The sequence below is a fragment of the Streptomyces sp. NPDC008125 genome (assembly GCF_042957125.1).
Lineage (GTDB): Bacteria > Actinomycetota > Actinomycetes > Streptomycetales > Streptomycetaceae > Streptomyces.
Window position 1 is genome coordinate 185,144 of the sequence record NZ_JBIBHR010000004.1, and the last position, 18,780, is coordinate 203,923.

Annotated in this window: 14 protein-coding genes and 1 CRISPR repeat array (1 of these 15 running past the window's edge); of the genes, 9 read left to right on the forward strand and 5 right to left on the reverse strand. The window is 71.9% G+C overall.

What is annotated here, in order from left to right:
• Positions 1-104 precede the first annotated feature (104 nt).
• Complete coding sequence (locus ACFZAX_RS08660) at positions 105-1,724, reverse strand: MFS transporter (protein ID WP_390960240.1); 1,620 nt, start codon at positions 1,722-1,724, stop codon at positions 105-107.
• Positions 1,725-2,104: 380 nt separating this feature from the next.
• Here ACFZAX_RS08660 and ACFZAX_RS08665 point away from each other — a divergent pair, with 380 nt between their 5' ends.
• A complete protein-coding gene (locus tag ACFZAX_RS08665) occupies positions 2,105-2,893 on the forward strand; it encodes an ATP-binding cassette domain-containing protein (protein WP_390960241.1) in 789 nt (262 codons plus the stop codon).
• Positions 2,890-5,472, forward strand: coding sequence for an FtsX-like permease family protein (locus tag ACFZAX_RS08670; protein WP_390960242.1), 2,583 nt, complete (start codon positions 2,890-2,892; stop codon positions 5,470-5,472). The genes ACFZAX_RS08665 and ACFZAX_RS08670 overlap by 4 nt, the downstream gene beginning before the upstream one ends.
• Positions 5,473-5,623: 151 nt before the next feature.
• On the opposite strand, the gene ACFZAX_RS08675 is transcribed toward ACFZAX_RS08670, so the two are convergent.
• On the reverse strand, positions 5,624-6,217 hold the full coding sequence (locus ACFZAX_RS08675) for a DUF664 domain-containing protein (protein ID WP_390960243.1): 594 nt from the start codon (positions 6,215-6,217) through the stop codon (positions 5,624-5,626).
• 379 nt (positions 6,218-6,596) lie between these two features.
• Here ACFZAX_RS08675 and mfd point away from each other — a divergent pair, with 379 nt between their 5' ends.
• Both mfd and ACFZAX_RS08685 read left to right on the forward strand, forming a co-directional pair.
• Positions 6,597-10,127, forward strand: a complete 3,531-nt coding sequence (gene mfd, locus ACFZAX_RS08680; protein ID WP_390960244.1) for a transcription-repair coupling factor — start codon at positions 6,597-6,599, stop codon at positions 10,125-10,127.
• Positions 10,128-10,484: 357 nt separating this feature from the next.
• Positions 10,485-11,567, forward strand: coding sequence for a Rieske 2Fe-2S domain-containing protein (locus tag ACFZAX_RS08685; RefSeq protein ID WP_390960245.1), 1,083 nt, complete (start codon positions 10,485-10,487; stop codon positions 11,565-11,567).
• A 169-nt stretch (positions 11,568-11,736) separates the two neighbouring features.
• Here the strand turns inward: ACFZAX_RS08685 and ACFZAX_RS08690 are convergent, their stop codons facing one another.
• Positions 11,737-12,048: a hypothetical protein gene (locus ACFZAX_RS08690; protein WP_390960246.1), complete on the reverse strand. Its 312-nt coding sequence runs from the start codon at positions 12,046-12,048 to the stop codon at positions 11,737-11,739.
• A gap of 43 nt (positions 12,049-12,091) precedes the next feature.
• Between ACFZAX_RS08690 and ACFZAX_RS08695 the strand changes: the two genes are divergently transcribed.
• Together ACFZAX_RS08695 and ACFZAX_RS08700 are read left to right on the forward strand one after the other, a co-directional pair.
• Positions 12,092-13,681 carry an amidase family protein gene (locus tag ACFZAX_RS08695; RefSeq protein ID WP_390960247.1) on the forward strand — a complete coding sequence of 530 codons (1,590 nt, stop codon included), beginning with the start codon at positions 12,092-12,094 and terminating at the stop codon, positions 13,679-13,681.
• Positions 13,681-13,860 carry a hypothetical protein gene (locus ACFZAX_RS08700; RefSeq protein WP_390960248.1) on the forward strand — a complete coding sequence of 60 codons (180 nt, stop codon included), beginning with the start codon at positions 13,681-13,683 and terminating at the stop codon, positions 13,858-13,860. Before ACFZAX_RS08695 ends, ACFZAX_RS08700 begins: the two co-directional genes overlap by 1 nt.
• Before the next feature lie 356 nt (positions 13,861-14,216).
• On the opposite strand, the gene ACFZAX_RS08705 is transcribed toward ACFZAX_RS08700, so the two are convergent.
• On the reverse strand, positions 14,217-14,861 hold the full coding sequence (locus tag ACFZAX_RS08705; protein ID WP_390960249.1) for a WHG domain-containing protein: 645 nt from the start codon (positions 14,859-14,861) through the stop codon (positions 14,217-14,219).
• A 172-nt stretch (positions 14,862-15,033) separates the two neighbouring features.
• Here ACFZAX_RS08705 and ACFZAX_RS08710 point away from each other — a divergent pair, with 172 nt between their 5' ends.
• The 3 genes from ACFZAX_RS08710 (at position 15,034) to ACFZAX_RS08720 (ending at position 17,596) form a co-directional block, all read left to right on the forward strand.
• Positions 15,034-16,032: a hypothetical protein gene (locus tag ACFZAX_RS08710; protein ID WP_390960250.1), complete on the forward strand. Its 999-nt coding sequence runs from the start codon at positions 15,034-15,036 to the stop codon at positions 16,030-16,032.
• Between the two features lie 261 nt (positions 16,033-16,293).
• Complete coding sequence (locus ACFZAX_RS08715) at positions 16,294-16,638, forward strand: TraR/DksA C4-type zinc finger protein (protein WP_390960507.1); 345 nt, start codon at positions 16,294-16,296, stop codon at positions 16,636-16,638.
• Positions 16,639-16,813: 175 nt separating this feature from the next.
• Positions 16,814-17,596, forward strand: coding sequence for a DUF1524 domain-containing protein (locus ACFZAX_RS08720; protein ID WP_390960251.1), 783 nt, complete (start codon positions 16,814-16,816; stop codon positions 17,594-17,596).
• 39 nt (positions 17,597-17,635) lie between these two features.
• Here ACFZAX_RS08720 and ACFZAX_RS08725 read toward each other — a convergent pair whose 3' ends face one another.
• On the reverse strand, positions 17,636-18,280 hold the full coding sequence (locus ACFZAX_RS08725) for a LysE family transporter (protein WP_390960252.1): 645 nt from the start codon (positions 18,278-18,280) through the stop codon (positions 17,636-17,638).
• Between the two features lie 371 nt (positions 18,281-18,651).
• Positions 18,652-18,780: a CRISPR direct-repeat array (repeat unit 29 nt); it runs 755 nt beyond the window's last position.

Below are 18,780 nucleotides of genomic sequence, written 5' to 3' on the forward strand. Positions count from 1 at the left end.
CCGAACTGTGGTTGCAAGTAGGCCAGTTGGCGCCCTTGTGCGGATCATCGGGTAGGAGCCGAAGCCGAAGCCGGAGCCGAAGCCGAAGCCGGGGAACGGTCGGGTCAGCGCCCGCCCGTCGTCCCCGTCGTCCCCGCCTTCCCCGCTGCCCCTGCCGTCCCCGCCGGCTCCTCGGCGACCGGGAAGCGCTTCGGGGCCACCACGAGGAGGACGAGCAGCGCCAGGGCCGCAGCCGCCGCCGCACCCAGGTACACGTGGTCGACCGCCGCGTCCACCGCGCGGCGCAGGGTGTCGGCGGCGCGGACGGTCAGTGCGCCCGGGTCCTCCAGCGCGTGCGAGACGGAGTCCAGGTCCCCGGGGAGACCCGCCGCGGAGGCGGCGTCGAGCCGGGACGCCAGGGTCGCGTTGGCGACGGCGCCGAAGAGGGCGGCGCCCAGCGACTGGCCGAGCTGGCGGCAGAAGAGGACCGAGGCCGTCGTCGTACCGCGCTCGGACCAGCCCACCGTCGACTGCACGCCCACGATCAGCGGGAGCTGGAAGAGCCCGAGCGAGGCGCCGAGCACCAGCATGATCAGCACCGGCTGCCACACCGCCCCCGGATAGGGGAGCGCGGGGAACGCGAGCAGCGCCAGCAGTGCGCCGCCCATGCCGATCATCGCGGTGAAGCGGAAACCGATGCGCCCGTACACCCGGTTCGACAGCGCTGCCGTCGTCGGCCAGCTCAGCGTCATCACCGAGAGCACGAATCCGGCGGGTATCGCCCCGAGTCCCAGCACGGACTGGGCGTACGTGGGGAGGAACACGGTCGGTGCCACCATCAGCAGCCCCATCGCGCCCAGCGCCAGATTGACCGCCGCGATCGGGCGCCGCCGCCACACCCACCCCGGCACGATCGGGTCGGCGGCCCGCCGCTCCGCCGCGACCGTCAGGGCGGCGAGCACCACGCTCGCACCGAACAGGGCCAGCGAGGGGACCGAGAGCCAGTCCCAGGCGACCCCGCCCTGAACGAGGGCGGTCAGCAGCAGCGCGGTGGAGGCGAAGATGCCGACTGCGCCCGCCCAGTCGATCCGGGGCGGTACGGCGGGACGCGGGCGGGACGGCTCGTGGAAGTGGCGCACCACCAGCCAGAGCGCCAGCGCTCCGACCGGCAGGTTCACCAGGAAGATCCAGCGCCAGTCCGCGTAGGTGGCGAGCAGCCCGCCGATCGCGGGTCCCGCCACCGACGAAGTCGCCCAGACCGTGGAGATCCTGGCCTGGATCTTCGGGCGCTCCTTGAGCGGGAAGAGGTCGGCCGCGATGGTCTGCACGGTGCCCTGGAGCGCCCCGCCGCCCAGCCCCTGGACGACCCGGAACGCGATCAGCGCCGTCATGTTCCACGCCGAGGCGCAGAGCAGCGACCCCACCGCGAACAGCACGATTCCGGCCACCAGGACCGGCTTGCGGCCGAAGGTGTCGGAGAGCTTCCCGTACACCGGCAGGGTGACGGTCACCGCCAGCAGGTAGCCGGAGAACAGCCACGAGAACACCGCGAACCCGCCGAGGTCGCCGACGATCTGCGGCACCGCCGTCGAGACGATCGTGCCGTCGACGGCGGCCAGCGCCATCGCCACCATCAGTGCCGCGACAACGGCCCTGGGTACGGGGGGATTCGGCGGTGCGGCGGACCCCGGGACCGGGCCGCGGCCCGCGTCCGTACCGCCGTCCGCGCTGCTGGTGGCATCCACAGATATTCCTTCCCCCTGCACGTATCTGCCCGGGACCACTGTCTCATTCCGTGCGGTACGCAGGCAGGGCGCGCACGGGCGCACGGGCCGGGACGGCCGACGGCCCGGCGGCGACCCGCACGGTGACGACACGCCCTGGTGCTGTCCCCACCCCGGGGTGGGGCCACCCCCACCGCCTCCAGGACGAGGCCCGGAGCGCCCGACCCCTAGGGGGATCTCCCCCCAGCGCCCAAGGGGGGCGGTCCTCCCCGTGGACGACGTGATCGGGGCACGTCATTCCCTAGCGTATTCATCAGGTCGCGGAGTGCGGCCGGTGGCGGTGAACGGGGGGTTCACCGCGTTCGCGGGCGGACTGCGCCCATCCTCGGAGGAGAAGAATCGTGACGACGGCTGTGACCAATTCCACGCACGGGGGAGCCGGAGAACGGACCGCCGTGGCAGCACGGGCGCGCCAGGTGGTGAAGGCGTACGGCACGGGCGAAACCCGGGTCGTCGCCCTCGACCACGTCGATGTCGACATCGCACGCGGCGAGTTCACCGCCATCATGGGCCCCTCGGGCTCCGGCAAGTCGACGCTGATGCACTGCCTGGCCGGGCTCGACACGGTGACCTCCGGGGAGATCTTCCTCCACGAGACGATGATCACCGGCCTCAAGGACAAGAAGCTCACCCAACTCCGCCGCGACCGCATCGGGTTCATCTTCCAGGCGTTCAACCTGCTGCCGACGCTGAACGCGCTGGAGAACATCACGCTGCCGATGGACATCGCGGGCCGCAAGCCCGACGCCGCCTGGCTCCGGCAGGTCGTGGAGACCGTGGGTCTCGGCGACCGGCTGAAGCACCGGCCGACCCAGCTCTCCGGCGGCCAGCAGCAGCGTGTCGCGGTCGCCCGCGCCCTCGCCGCCCGCCCCGAGATCATCTTCGGCGACGAGCCGACCGGGAACCTCGACTCGCGGGCCGGCGCGGAGGTGCTGTCCTTCCTCCGCACGTCGGTGGACCAGCTCGGCCAGACCATCGTCATGGTCACCCACGACCCGGTCGCCGCCTCCTACGCGGACCGGGTCCTCTACCTCGCGGACGGCACGATCGTCGACGAGATGCGCCATCCCACGGCCGACCAGGTCCTCGACCGCATGAAGAACTTCGACACCCGCGGGCGGACGTCATGACCGTGTGGAAGACCTCGCTGCGCAACTTCCTCGCGCACAAGGGGCGGATGGCCCTCTCGGCCGTCGCCGTCCTGCTGTCGGTGGCTTTCATCTGCGGCACCCTCGTTTTCACCGACACCATGGGCACCACGTTCGACAAGCTGTTCACCGTCTCCGCGCCGGACGTGTCGATCGGCCTCAAGTCGGCCGAGGAATCCGACGCCGTACCGGACTCCGGCAAGCCGGAGACGATGCCGGCCTCCCTCCTCGCGCAGGTCGAGAAGGCCGAGGGCGTCAAGGACGTCGAGGGCCAGGTGACGACGATGCAGGTGACGATCGTCGACAGCCACGACAAGAACCTCAGCCCGGAGACCGGCGCCCCGACCATCGCGGGCAACTGGACGCGCAACGAGCTGCGTTCGATGAGGATCAGCTCGGGTCACGCACCGCGCGGGCCCACCGAGATGATGATCGACTCCGGTACCGCCGACAAGCACGGTCTGAAGCTCGGCGACGAGCTGCGCACCATCACCTCGGCCGGCGACCTCCGGGCGGAGATCGTCGGCATCGCCGAGTTCACCGTCACCAACCCCGGCGCGGCGGTCGCCTACTTCGACACCGGGACCGCCCAGCAGAAACTGCTCGGCCGCCCCGACGCGTACAGCACGATCAACGTCACCGCCGCATCCGGCGTCACCGACGAGGAGCTGAAGGCCGACGTCGCGGCCTCGCTCGGCGACACCTCCCGCTACACCCTGAAGACGCGGGCCGAAGCGGCCGAGGACGGCAAGGACTCCATGGGGTCCTTCCTCGACGTGATGAAGTACGCGATGCTCGGCTTCGCCGGAATCGCCTTCCTCGTCGGCATCTTCCTCATCGTCAACACCTTCTCCATGCTGGTCGCCCAGCGCACCCGTGAACTCGGTCTGATGCGCGCCATCGGCTCCAGCCGCCGCCAGGTCAACCGTTCGGTGCTGGTCGAAGCCCTGCTCCTCGGCATCGTCGGCTCCGTCCTCGGCGTCGTGGCCGGCGTCGGACTCGCCGTCGGACTCATGCAGCTGATGGGCGCCATCGGCATGGAGCTCTCCACCGACGACCTCACGATCGCCTGGACGACCCCGGTCGTCGGCCTCACGCTCGGCGTCGTCGTCACCGTGCTCGCCGCGTACGTACCCGCCCGGCGCGCCGGGAAGGTGTCGCCGATGGCCGCGCTGCGGGACGCCGGAACCCCCGCCGACGGCCGGGCCGGACGCGTCCGCGCCGTCATCGGCGTCATCCTCACCGGCGCCGGCGCCGCCGCCCTCTGGGGCACGGCACAGGCCGACGGATCGAGCGGTGGATCGCTCCTGCTCGGTGCCGGCGTGGTTCTCAGCCTCCTCGGGTTCATCGTGATCGGCCCGCTCCTCGCCGGAGTCGTCGTACGGGTGCTCAGCGCGGCCCTGCTCCGGTTCTTCGGCCCGGTCGGCCGCATGGCCGAACGCAACGCCCTGCGCAACCCGCGCCGCACCGGAGCGACCGGCGCGGCCCTGATGATCGGCCTCGCCCTGGTCGCCTGCCTCTCGGTCGTCGGCGCTTCGATGGTCGCCTCCGTCTCCGACGAGCTGGACAAGTCGGTCGGCGCCGACTTCATCGTGCAGACCGCCGACGGCCAGCCGATCGTGCCCCAGGCCGCCAAAGCCATCGAGGGCGTCCCCGGCCTGGCGCACGTCACCCACTACGCCTACCTCAACGCCACCCTGACCTCCCCCGACGGCCGCAAGGACGACGAGGGCCTGGTCGCCGCCGACCCCAGCTACCAGCAGGACGTCCACCGCGAGGTCCTCTCCGGGGACCTCGCCGCCGCCTACGCCGAGGACGCCGTCTCGGTCGGCTCGGACTACGCCACCGAGCACGGCGTCACGGTCGGCGACACCCTCGACGTGGCCTTCAAGGCGGGCGCCACGGCGAAACTGACGGTCGCCGCCATCACCTCCGACGACACCAGCATCGACGGTGGGGCGAAGTACGTCAGCCGCGCCACTGCCGCCAAGCACATCGCCGCCGACCACCTCCCCGACAGCCTGCTGATGTTCGCACAGGCCGAGGACGGCCAGGAGAAGGCCGCCTACGCGGCGCTGAAGAAGGCCCTCGCGCCGTACCCGGTCTACCAGCCCCGCAACCAGGCCGACTACAAGAAGGAGCTCCAGGACCAGGTGGGCCAGTTGCTCAACATCGTCTACGGCCTGCTCGCCCTCGCCATCGTCGTGGCGGTGCTCGGCGTGGTGAATACCCTCGCCCTCTCCGTCGTCGAACGCACCCGCGAGATCGGCCTGTTGCGGGCGATCGGGCTCTCCCGCCGGCAACTGCGCCGTCTGATCCGCCTGGAGTCGGTGGTCATCGCCCTCTTCGGAGCCCTGCTCGGCCTCGGCCTCGGCATGGGATGGGGTGCCTCCGCCCAGCAACTCCTCGCGCTGGAAGGGCTGAACGCACTGGAGATCCCCTGGGCGACGATCATCACCGTCTTCGTCGCCTCCGCGTTCGTCGGCCTGTTCGCGGCCCTCGTACCGGCCTTCCGGGCGGGCCGGATGAACGTCCTCGCGGCCATCGCCACGGACGGCTGAGCACCGCGCCGAGGTCATGGCCACGGTCGGCCGAGCACCGCGCCGAGGTCGTCGCCACGGTCGGCCGAGCACCGCGCCGAGTGGGACCCGGGGCCCCGGGACGTTCCTTCGAACGTCCCGGGGCCCCGGCGCGTCGCGGGGCGGCCGGCCGCTACACGCCCCGTTCCGCTTCCCTCGCCGCCCGCTCCACCCGGTCCCGGTGCCCCTCCCACCACGCCTGGTCGCCGGGCGCCATGTTGCCGCCCTTCTGCCGCTGCCCCACGGCCCCGTCGACGAGCTCCCGTACGACATCGGCGTGGCCGGCGTGCCGGTGGGTCTCGGCGATCACGTGCACGAGGGCCCGGTGCAGCGTCAGCCCGGTGCGCGGCCCGCCGGGTATGCGCCCGACCGTGTCGAGGGGCAAGGACCGGATCGTCTCGTCCGAATGGGCCCACACCCGGCGGTACCCCTCGACGATCTCCTCGCGGGACTCGTCGGCGGTCGCCCAGAGGTCCGCGTTGGGCTCGGCGTCACCGGCGATCCACAGCCGGGGCGCCGCACCCGCGAAGGGGCGGCCGAAGGTCTCGCCGAGGTACAGCACCTCGGCGCCGGTCACATGCTTCACGAGCCCCAGCAGATTGGTGCCGGTCGGAGTCCGGGGGCCGCGGATGTCGTACTCCGAAAGGCCCTCCAGCTTCCACAGGAACGCGTCGCGTGCGTCCTGCACGTACTGCTGGAGATCCGTGGTGAAGTCCGGTGCGCTCATCGCGTCAGTCTGCGCACCTCGGCGCCCGGCCGCACGGAGTTTCTGCCGCCGGGGAGCCCGCAAGCAGCGGGCCGGCACCCGCCGGGAGCGGCACGCAGTCCGCCGGGAGCGGGCCGGAGCCCCCTCCCGGAACCCGCCTCTCCCCCCCCGCAGGCGCCACCCCGCCCGTACCGGCGCCCGCACCGGCCTCGCGAGCCCCCTGGGACCCCTCCGCCACCCCGTCCCGCACGCGACCACCTCCCGTGAGTCGTAGGGTGGAGACCCCGGCCCGTTCCACGTGTCGGGCCCTTCGCGTTGCGTCCCCTCACGGCGCGGCGCGCAGCTCCTGGCAGCAGCCGGCTGCCGGGAAGCCCGAAGCCACCCCGGACGGAAGCCCTCCATGAGCCTGCACGGTCTGCTGGATCTCGTCGCACGCGATCCCGCGCTCTCCGAAGCGGTGAAGGCCGCCACCGACGGTCACCGGATGCACGTGGACCTGGTGGGACCGCCCGCCGCCCGCCCCTTCGCCGTGGCCTCACTGGCCCGGGGGGCGGGGCGGACGGTCCTCGCGGTCACCGCCACCGGCCGCGAGGCCGAGGACCTGGCCGCCGCGCTGCGCACCCTGCTGCCCGCGGACTCCGTCGCGGAGTTCCCGTCCTGGGAGACCCTGCCGCACGAACGGCTCTCGCCGCGCTCGGACACCGTGGGGCGGCGCCTGGCCGTGCTGCGGCGCCTGGCGCACCCGCGCACCGACGACCCGGAGACGGGGCCGGTGAGCGTGGTCGTGGCGCCCGTACGTTCCGTACTCCAGCCGCAGGTCAAGGGCCTCGGCGACCTGGAGCCCGTAGCGCTGCGGAGCGGGCAGAGCGCCGATCTGGGCGACATCGTGGAAGCGCTCGCGGCAGCCGCGTACTCCCGGGTCGAACTGGTCGAGAAACGCGGCGAGTTCGCGGTGCGCGGCGGCATCCTCGACGTGTTCCCGCCGACCGAGGAACACCCCCTGCGGGTGGAGTTCTGGGGCGACGACGTCGAGGAGATCCGGTACTTCAAGGTCGCCGACCAGCGCTCCCTGGAGGTCGCCGAACACGGGCTGTGGGCCGCGCCCTGCCGCGAGCTGCTCCTCACCGACGAGGTCCGCGAGCGCGCCGCCGTACTCGCCGAGGCCCACCCGGAGCTGGGTGAGCTGCTGGGCAAGATCGCCGAGGGTATCGCGGTGGAGGGCATGGAGTCCCTGGCGCCGGTCCTCGTGGACGACATGGAGCTGCTGCTCGACGTCCTGCCCGAGGGCGCGATGACACTGGTCTGCGACCCCGAGCGGGTCCGTACCCGCGCCGCCGACCTCGTCGCCACCAGCCAGGAGTTCCTCCAGGCGTCCTGGGCGGCCACGGCGGGCGGCGGCGACGCCCCGATCGACGTGGGCGCCGCGTCCCTCTGGTCCATCGCGGACGTACGCGACCGGGCCCGCGAGCTCGGCATGATGTGGTGGTCCACCTCCCCGTTCGCCGCCGACGACGAGCTGGACGACGACACCCTCAAGCTCGGGATGCGCGCCCCGGAGGCCTACCGGGGCGACACCGCACGCGCGCTCGCCGACACCAAGGGCTGGATCGCCGACGGCTGGCGCACGGTCTACGTCACCGAGGGCCAGGGGCTCGCCTCGCGCACCGTCGAGGTGCTCGGCGGCGAGGGCATCGCCGCCCGGCTCGACCCCGACCTGACGGAGATCTCGCCGTCCCTCGTCCACGTCTCCTGCGGCGCCATCGACCACGGGTTCATCGACGCCGGGCTGAAGCTCGCGGTGCTCACCGAGACCGACCTCACCGGCCAGCGCACCGCCACCAAGGAACTCGGCCGGATGCCGGCCCGCCGCCGCAAGACCATCGACCCGCTGACGCTGGAGGCGGGCGACTACATCGTCCACGAGCAGCACGGCGTCGGCCGGTACATCGAGATGGTGCAGCGCACCGTGCAGGGCGCCACCCGCGAGTACCTGCTCGTCGAGTACGCCGCCGCCAAGCGCGGCCAGCCCGGCGACCGGCTCTACATCCCGACCGACCAGCTGGAACAGGTCACCAAGTACGTGGGTGGCGAGGCCCCGACCCTGCACCGGCTCGGCGGCGCCGACTGGACGAAGACCAAGCAGCGCGCCAAGAAGGCCGTCAAGGAGATCGCCGGCGACCTCATCAAGCTCTACAGCGCACGCATGGCCGCCCCCGGCCACGCCTTCGGCCCCGACACCCCCTGGCAGCGCGAACTGGAGGACGCCTTCCCGTACGCGGAGACGCCCGACCAGCTCTCCACCATCGCGGAGGTCAAGGAGGACATGGAGAAGACGGTCCCGATGGACCGCCTGATCTGCGGCGACGTCGGCTACGGCAAGACGGAGATCGCGGTACGCGCCGCCTTCAAGGCCGTACAGGACGGCAAGCAGGTCGCCGTGCTCGTGCCCACGACTCTCCTCGTCCAGCAGCACTACGGCACATTCACCGAGCGGTACTCGCAATTCCCGGTCAACGTGCGGGCGTTGAGTCGCTTCCAGTCCGAGTCGGACTCCAAGGCCACCCTCGCCGGGCTGAAGGACGGTGCCGTGGACCTCGTCATCGGCACCCACCGGCTGTTCTCCTCCGAGACCAAGTTCAAGGACCTCGGCCTGGTCATCGTCGACGAGGAACAGCGCTTCGGCGTCGAGCACAAGGAGCAGCTGAAGAAGCTCCGCGCCAACGTCGACGTCCTCACCATGTCCGCCACCCCCATCCCCCGTACCCTCGAAATGGCCGTGACCGGCATCCGCGAGATGTCCACCATCACGACCCCGCCCGAGGAGCGGCACCCCGTACTGACCTTCGTCGGACCGTACGAGGAGAAGCAGATCGGTGCCGCCGTACGCCGCGAACTCCTGCGCGAGGGGCAGGTGTTCTACATCCACAACCGGGTGGAGTCCATCGACCGCGCCGCCGCCCGGCTGCGCGAGATCGTCCCCGAGGCCCGCATCGCCACAGCACACGGCCAGATGTCCGAACAGGCCCTGGAACAGGTGGTGGTGGACTTCTGGGAGAAGAAGTTCGACGTCCTCGTCTCCACGACCATCGTCGAGTCCGGCATCGACATCTCCAACGCCAACACCCTCATCGTCGAACGCGGCGACAACTTCGGCCTCTCCCAACTCCACCAGCTGCGCGGCCGGGTGGGCCGGGGCCGTGACCGCGGATACGCCTACTTCCTCTACCCGCCGGAGAAGCCGCTCACCGAGACCGCCCACGAGCGCCTCGCCACCATCGCCCAGCACACCGAGATGGGCGCCGGCATGTACGTCGCCATGAAGGACCTGGAGATCCGCGGCGCGGGCAACCTCCTCGGCGGCGAACAGTCCGGCCACATCGCGGGCGTCGGCTTCGACCTGTACGTCCGCATGGTCGGCGAGGCCGTCGCCGACTACCGGGCCCAGATGGACGGCACGATCGAGGAGGAGCCGCCGCTGGAGGTCAAGATCGAGCTCCCGGTCGACGCCCACGTCCCCCACGACTACGCGCCCGGCGAGCGGCTGCGCCTCCAGGCGTACCGCGCCATCGCCTCCGCCAACTCGGAGGAGGACGTCCGAGCGGTCCGTGAGGAACTCACCGACCGCTACGGCAAGCTCCCCGAGCCCGTCGAGAACCTCCTCCTCGTCGCCGGCCTGCGCATGCTCGCCCGCGCCTGCGGGGTCGGCGAGATCGTCCTCCAGGGCTCCAACATCCGCTTCGCGCCGGTGGAACTCCGCGAGTCGCAGGAACTGCGGCTCAAGCGGCTCCACCCGAAGACCGTCATCAAGGCCGCCACCCACCAGATCCTGGTCCCGCGCCCGACGGCGGGCCGCATCGGCGGGAAGCCGGTCGTGGGGCGTGAACTGCTGGCGTGGACCGGGGAGTTCCTGACGACGATCCTGGGGTCGTAGGCGTCGCCCTGCCCGGTGCGGTGCACCGGCAGCTGATGAGAGGGGTGGTCCGCCGAGATGCGGTGGGCCGCCCCTCCCGCGTGTCACGAAGGCTGTCCGACTCTGCCCCTGGGAAATTCGAGCTGAACCGGGGTGTCGAGGGAAGCGCCGTTCTTGTGATGCGAGGGACACGAGGGCGCCGGCGAGAGTCCGACGCGGCTCCGGTGACGCGCGGAAGCCCCGGGTTCCCGTCCGCCCCGGTGTCAATATCTGCATGTATGTACCACGTTCGGGTGGGCTTCCGGGCGGCATGGGGTTCCCCGGGCGGGGTGGGCAGCCTTCAGACGACCGCTGATCCTCGGCCCGAGAGGGTAATTCGTGGGACTGCCTCGTCCGTACACCCGTGCCATCACTGAGGGACCGACCCCTGCCGACCTCGCGGGCACGCCCGCTCTCCCCTACCCCAGCGGCTGGGCCGCGCTCGCCTTCTCCTCCGAACTGAAGCCCGGCACCGTGCTGACCCGACCGCTCGCCGGGGTGGACGTGGTGCTGTACCGGCTCCGCTCGGGAGCGTTACGGGCCATCCGGCCGTACTGCCCCCACCTCGGCGCACACCTCGGACTGGCGCACGTCGACGGCGACGAACTCGTCTGCCCCTTCCACCAGTTCGCCTTCGGACCCGACGGCACCTGTGTCCGTACGGGATACGACACCCCGCCCCCGAGGTCGCCGTTGACGCGGCTGCCCGTGCATGAGGTCAACGGGGCCGTCTTCGTCTGGCGCCACCACGACGGCCGGGAGCCCGACTGGTTCATTCCGCCGTGGCACGAGATCGGCCACCGCCCGGCCCGGGAAGCCGCGTGGGAGCTCGGCGGGAACGTCCAGGAGGTCATCGAGAACTCCGTGGACCTCGGCCACTTCGCCACCCTGCACGGCTGGCAGCGGGCGGAGATGGGCGGCCCGGTCGTGTACGAGGACGCCGGGTTCCACGTCTCCATGCGCGCCCACGAGTCGGCGCCGCTCCTCGGTGACTTCGTCGTCGAGATCGAGGTGGACGGGTACGGCCTCGGCTGCCTCCATGCCGACGTGTACACGCCCCGGCTCGGGCTGCGGATGTGCACGATGGTGCTGCCGACCGCCATCGGGCCGCACCGGATGCAGTTCCGGCAGCGCAACCGCATCGCCTTCACCGAGCCGTCCCGGCTGCCCGCCCCGCTCGCCCGGACCGTGAGCCGTACCGCCGCCCGGCTGCTCGACCGGGCGGTCTTCCGGTCGAGCTGCGAGTTCACCGCCGCGGACTTCCCGATCTGGAACCACAAGCAGTACCTCCAGCCCCCGAAGCTGGCGCACGGCGACGGCCCGATCGGCCCGTTCCGGCGCTGGGCCCGCCGGTTCTACCCGCCGGTGGACGTGGACGTGAACGTGGATGTGAACGGGGCGGGGGAGGCGGTACGGCGGTGACCGCGTGGGCCGCCGGGCGCGGCGGGAAGGCGGCACGCCGGGGCGGGGGGCCTGAGGGGCTGAGGGAGGGCCTGAAGGGCTGAGGGCCTGAGACCCCGAAACGGCCGCGACACGACACCTTCATGCGAATGATCGATTCAGGTGTTTCCCTACCGAACATCCGCGTTGATCACGGGACGCCGGACGTGTTCCGGCGCCCCTCCCGTGAAGGACCACCCTTGAGCGCATCCAGCACATCCAGCACATCCAGCACATCCAGCACATCCAGCACATCCAGCACATCCAGCACATCCAGCACATCCAGCACATCCAGCACATCCGGCACATCCGGCACACCCGGCACATCCAGCGTTTCCGGCGCATCCCGCAGGCGCTTTCTGACCGCCGCTGCCGTCACCGGCTTCGGGGCTTCCCTCCCCGCGCTGCTGCCCGGCTCGGCCGCCGCCGCGACCCGCACCACCGACCAGCTCGGCGATGCCACCCGCGACTACCTGGAAACCCAGCGCGAGTCCGGTCTGGCGGCGGTGAAGCGGGGCACCGCCCTCCCTTTCCTCACCGGCACCCAGCTGGCCGCGATGCTGCTGGCCCGGGACGTCACCAGCATCCAGGTGACCCGGGCGTTCCTGGCCCGGATCGACGCCCTCAACGGCGACGGCATGTTCTCGGTGCCCTCACGCAACCCCGACATCCCCGTCTTCGGCGACAACGGCAAGCTCAACGCCTACGTGCGCACCACCTCCGCGCTGGCCCTCACCATCGCCAAGGCCGCCGACAAGGCGCTGGACGCGGCGGCCGAGGGCGGCGATCCCGTGCCGTTCGGCTGCGGTGTACCGGTGGCGCTGAAGGACATCTACGCGGTCAAGGACACCGAACTGACCATCGGCTGCCCGCTGGCGGCCGGAAACATCGCCACCGGCGACTCGGTGGTCGCCGAGCGACTGCGTGCGGCCCACATGCCGATCCTGGGGCTCACCCACACCGGCCCGTGGACCAACGACGACACCTGCCCGCAGACCGCCAACCCGTGGAACCGCGACCTCTGCGTCGGCGGCTCGTCCGGCGGCTCGGCCGCCGCGATCGCGTCCCGGCTCGCGGTCGTCGCGACCGGTTCGGACACCGGCAACTCCCTGCGCAATCCCGCGCAGAACGTGGGAGTCGGCTCCATCAAGCCCAGTTACGGCCTGGTGCCCAAGCATGGTGTCACCGTCTCCAGCACCAGCCTGGACACCTGCGGCCCGATGGGCCGGTCGATGGCGGACGTGTCGATGCTGCTCGGCGTGATCGCCGGTCCCGACTCCCGCGATCCGCGCTCCGAGCAGGCACCCGGCTTCCCCCACGGCTTCCCGCTGGCGCCGCGCCCCGGCCGCAAGCCGTTCGCCGGCCTGCGGATCGGCTCCACGGTGGAGACCGAGACCTCACCGGCCCGCGACCGGTGGACGGCGGGGATACTCGCCCGACTGCGGGCCGCCGTCGCGCAGTTCGAGGAGCTGGGCGCCGAGATCGTCCCGATCACCCCGCCCGTCTCCAACCTGGGCAACACCGCCTACTGGGCTGCTGCGGCCGTCGACCCGGTGACCGGCGCGAAGGTCTCGGCGAGCAGCGCGTACGCCAACGCCGAGAACGCCTGGACGCTCGGCGGGACCTACGCCGTGACGGCGGAGGAGGACGCGGCGATCGAGGGCGCCGTGCGCACCCGGTTCCGCACGTCGCTCGGCACCATGGAGACCCAGAAGCAGCAGCTCCAGCAGCGGGCCGCCGCACTGACGGCCGCGGACCTCTTCGGCGCCCACCGGGTGCGCCGGGAGTACTCCGAGATGTGGGCGAAGGTCTTCGAGGAGAACGACATCGTCGCCTGCCTCTGGCCGCAGAAGGTGCAGACACCGCCGGCCCGGGCCGACGACAGCACCGGCGGCTTCTCGGGCGTCGAGTCCAGCCGCCCGAACACCACGGGCTGGCCCTGCCTGAACCTCCCGGTGGGCCGCGACACGGACACCGGTATCCCGGTCGGCATCGACATGGCCGCCCCGTACGGCGGCGACGCGATCATCCTGCAACTGGCGATCGACTACCAGGAGCACCACCCCTACCACCTCGACATACCGACGGACCTGTGATGACGATGACGACGACCGACCCCACCAACGCCCGGCTGCGCGACCTCGACATCCCGGTGATCATGCCGCGCTTCGACCTCGCCGGACTCCCCGCCTTCGAGGCCGCCGTGTCCACCGGCGACATCCCGGCCGCCGCCTGCGCTCCGGCAGCGAAGAAGAAGCACCGCGGCTCCCGCTGAACCGCCGCCCGCGCTGAACCGGCTCCCGTCGAACCGCCGCCCGCGCTGAACCGGCTCCCGTCGAACCGCCGCCCGCGCTGAACCGGCTCCCGTCGAACCGCCGCCCGCGCTGAACCGGCTCCCGTCGAACCGCCGCCCGGTGCGGCTCCGCCTGTCGGTGGACCCGCACCGGGCACTCGGCGTCTCTCCTCAGGCGCTCCGTCCAGGGCGGCCCCGAGCCGCCCGGACCCCTCCGCCCCTGATTCCGAGACGGGTTTCCTGGTGGGGGCGGCGCAGGCCACGTCGGGACCGATGCTGCAGGGCCGGGGCCGGGGCCGGGGCGGGGGCCGGGGCCGTCGGTCGACGGCGCTTTCTCGTCAACTCCCCTCCGTAGAAGCCGGTACGCGGCCCTCCGGCCCCCCGAACACCCCGTCCGCGACGGACCGGAACGCCTCCTCCGCATCGCGGCCGCCCAGGAAATCGGTCAGGTTGTGGCTCAGCAGCAGTGAGGCGAAGCCGTGGGCCAGGGACCAGGCGGCCACCCCCTTGCGACGGCCCTCCTCGGATGCCCCGGGGTGGTCGTCGGCGTGGTCGGGCGCCAGGCCGGCCACGCCCTCGCGGAGGGTGCGGGTGGCGCGTTCGCGGGCGGCGGCCAGGGCGGGGTCGTCGGCGCGGTAGAGGTCGGGCTGGAACATCACCTGGAAGTGCGCGGGGTGGTCGGCGGCGAACCGTACGTACCGGGCGCCCTTCTCCGTGAGGTCGGTGACCTCGGAGAGGGAGTCCGCGAACAGGGTGTACGCCTCCGTCGCCACGGCCGTCAGCAGGCCGGCCCGGTCCGTGAAGTGGTGGGCGGGGGCCGCGTGCGAGACCCCGGCGCGGCGGGCCAGGTCGCGCAGGCTGAGGGCGGCCGGGCCCTCCGTGGCGATCACCTCCACGGCTGCCGCCAGGATCGTGCGCCGGAGATCGCCGTGGTGGTACGGGGGCTGGTGCGGGGGCCGCCGCCCGGCCTGTTCGCTGCTCATACTCGTACCGTACGCCGCATCTAGTCATTGACAAGTTAAGGGGGCGGGTGCACGCTGGGCATCTAGACAGTGACTAGATGACTCGGCGTCCGCTTCACGCGTCGCTGCCTCACGTTTCACGCTTCACGTTTCGCGGCTTCACGCTTCACGACTTCAGACGAAGGCGGAGATCATGACTGAGGGAACGGTCCAGGAAAGGGCCGCGGAGCTCGGGCGCGTCCGGCAGATGTGGCACCTGCTGGAGCCCCTGCACGCCGTGCTGTACTACGCGCCGGAGGCCTTCGAGGAGGCCGCCGCACTGGGGTACGGCATCGAGGAACGCTGGCCGAGCTACTTCGCCTGGCGGTCCGCGCCGGCTTGGGCTGCCGCAGGCGTCGTACCGACGGCGGAGTACGTCACCGGGGCCTTCTACAGCTTCAGCCCCGCGATGGTGCGCACTTACGTTCCCGGCATCTGGGCCACCGCCACCCCGGAGGCGGTGCTCGCCGCGCGGAGCCGCGCCGTGGACCGTACGTACCGCACACTGCTCGGGGCGTGGACCGAGGGCCCCGAGGCGGCCGAAGCGGCGGCACTGGTTCGCAGCGCGGCCGAGGCGGCGGCCGTCGTGGAACCGACCGCCGCTGTGGAACCGACCGCCGCTGTGGAACCGACCGCCGCTGTGGAACCGGCCGCCGCTGCGGAACCGGCCGACCCGGGCGCTCTGCTCGCCCTCGGCGCCGCCAACTCCGCTCTGCCCTGGCCGGACGCCCCGCACCTCGTGCTCTGGCAGGCGGCCACGATCCTGCGGGAGCACCGGGGCGACGGCCACCTCGCCGCACTGCGGGAGGCTGGTCTCGACCCCGTCGAAGCGCTGGTCTCCTTCGCGGCGGTGGGTGCCGCCCCGGTCGCGGTGTTCGCGAGCCGACGGTGGAGCGAGCGGGAATGGACGGCTGCCCGGGAGCGGCTGGTGACCCGGGGGCTGCTGGCGGAGGACGGTACGGCGACGGAAGCCGGCCGGGCGCTGCGTACGGAGGTGGAGCGGCGTACCGACGAACGAGCGGCCGAACCCTGGCGCGCGCTCGGAGAGACGGGCCGGGCCCGACTCGCGGAGCTGCTGGGCACCCCGTGGTTGGAGGCCATCGGTTCGGGACTGCTGCCCGCCGAGACCACGCTCGGCATCGGGAAGGTGTGAAGCCGACAGGGCGCCCGGGGAGGTCGCGCGGAGACGAGTTGACGGAAAGAGGCGTTCGCGTGGCCGGCCTCGCGTCGCCGACCGGTGCGGCGTCGCCGGTCGGTGCGGGGGCCCGGGGCAGGCGGGGGCTGGAATGTGCACCCGGGCCCCCGCGTTCCGTTACATATGAGCAGTATATCCGCCCGTGTCCCCCTCCCCGAGCCCGGCCCTGCACGGCTCCGCGACCGGGCATCGGAGCCGCCGGGGCCGGAGTCCGTACGGATGCGGATCGCCGCCGAGCGTGCCTCCACGAGCGAGCAGATCGAGGCGCTCCGGCGCGACTTCGACGGGATCGTCGAGGCCAACGCCCTGGTCGCCGTCGACGACGAGCACGACCCGGAGGGCTCCAGCACCGCGTTCGAGCGGGCCCACGTCGCCGCCCTCCTCGCCCGCGCCGACGAACACCTGGCGGAGCTGGACCGCGCACTGGAGCGACTGGACCGCGACGACTACGGCCGGTGCCGAGGTTGCGGGGAACCGATACCGGCCGCCCGCCTGGAAGTGCGCCCGGAGGCGACCCTCTGTGTCGGATGCGCGGAGGCGCGGGAGAGCAGCCGTCGGCGCTGAGGCCTTCGCGCCGCAACCCGGCTGAGAGACCGTCACCCGACGCGTCACCCGACGCGTTGCTCGGACTGTCGTCCGAACCGCCGTCCAGGGACCCACGCGCCATGAATGGCAGCCGACGGGGAAGACGTCCGTAGGATTCCCGGGTTCGGCTCTCTCCCCGTCAGGACGGCTGCCAGTGATATCTCTCCGTACGTACCGCGTGGCCCTGCCCGCCCTGAGCGCCTTCGCCGTACTGGCCCTGGCCGGCTGCGACCCCGACGACCTCGCCGTCCCGGAGGAGACCCCGGGCGCGGGGGCGAACGACGGCGGCCGGTCCACCGAGGGCTTCGGCGCGAGTCCCCTGGACAACCCCGACGGTACGAAGCCCGGACTCGCCCCGCTGACCACCGACGCGGACCGGGCCGAGGCGCGGAAGGTCATCGAGAAGGTGCTCACCAAGGGGCGCGGCCCCAAGACCGGTTACGACCGCGACGAGTTCGGCTCCGCGTGGAAGGACACCGTGAACGGCATAGCGCTGTCCCGCAACGGCTGCGACACTCGCAACGACCTGCTCAAGCGGGACGGTCAGCAGGTGCGGTTCCGTAGTGGATCCGACTGCGTGGTGGCCTCGCTGACGCTCAAGGATCCCTACACCGGTTCGACGATCGCGTGGACCAAGACGAAGGCCACGAAGATCCAGATCGACCATGTGATGCCCCTGTCCTACGACTGGCAGATGGGCGCCTCACGCTGGAGCGACGCCAAACGTCAGCAGATCGCCAACGACCCGCTCAACCTCATCCCCGTCGACGGCCCCACCAACGGCTCCAAGAGCGACTCCGGCCCCGCCGCCTGGCTGCCCCCGTACAAGCCGATCCGCTGCTCGTACGCGCTCCGCTTCGCCCAGGTCTCGCTGAAGTACGACCTGCCCGTGACCACGGCCGACAAGTCGATGATGCTCAAGCAGTGCGCCGCCTGATCCCTCGGCCGTCGGATTCCACGGACACGCGGACCCGGCTCAGTTGAGGACGGGCGTACGCGTCAGGGCCGTACGCAGCGCGAAGATCCCGAGCAGACCGCCCGCCGAGAACCGCTGGGCCGTCATGGCCCGGGGGCGGGCGGCCAGGAATCCCGACACGCGTGCCGCGCCCAGCATGATCAGACCGTTCACGGATATCCCCACGACGATCTGCACACCGCCGAGTTGGAGGAGCTGCGCCCAGGCCGGACCCGAGTGCGGGTCCAGGAACTGGGGCAGCAGGGCGGCGTACATGAGGGCGATCTTGGGGTTGAGCAGGTTGGTCAACAGCCCCATCGAGAACAGGCGGGCGTCGGAGACCGGCGCCAGGTCCTGGGCGGGTGAGAAGGGCGAGCGGCCACCGGGCTTGAGCATGCCCCAGGCGAGGTGGGCCAGGTAAACGGCCCCGGCGAGCTTGACCACCGTGAACGCCAACGGCACGGCGGCGAACAACGCGGACAGTCCCGCAGCCGCCGCCAGCAGATAGCAGACGAACCCCACGGCGGTCCCACCGAGACTGACCAGGCCCGCCCTGCGGCCCTGGGTGATCGCGCGGGAGGCGAGGTGGATCATGTTCGGTCCCGGAGTCAGGGCCATGCCCAGCTCGATCAGGGCCACTCCTCCGAGGGCGGTCGGAGTGATCATGGGTCAACCTCCTGGTCGTTCGTCGGCCGCCGGTACGTCCGGCTTCCGGGTGCGCCGGTGCTCGTCGCGACGAGGGGCAACGAGCCGGCGGGGGACGGTCGTGACGGCCCCAGTCCGTGAGGCCCACGACCGTGCCCGAAGCGCTTCTGAGCGGCGATGCTCAAGCACATGATTCGCCATCCTGTCAGCCTCGCCCGAGGCCGCCTCTCCGGTCGTCTGCCGCTTCAGGAATCTGCGGCAGCGCGCGGTGCCGCCGAAGCCGAACCCACGATCGCCTCGCCGCGTCCGAAGCAGGCCACTTCCGCGTCCAGTCGACTCGGAGCCCGGAAGGATTCAGCGCACGCGCCCGGGCGGGCACCCGACCCCTCATCGGGACCATCCCCGCACGCGCGGGGAGCACACGCACCCGTACCAGGGCAGCAGAGGGCCGCAGGGACCATCCCCGCACGCGCGGGGAGCACCCAGCCTTCGTCCGGAGTCGGGCGACGGTGGAGGGACCA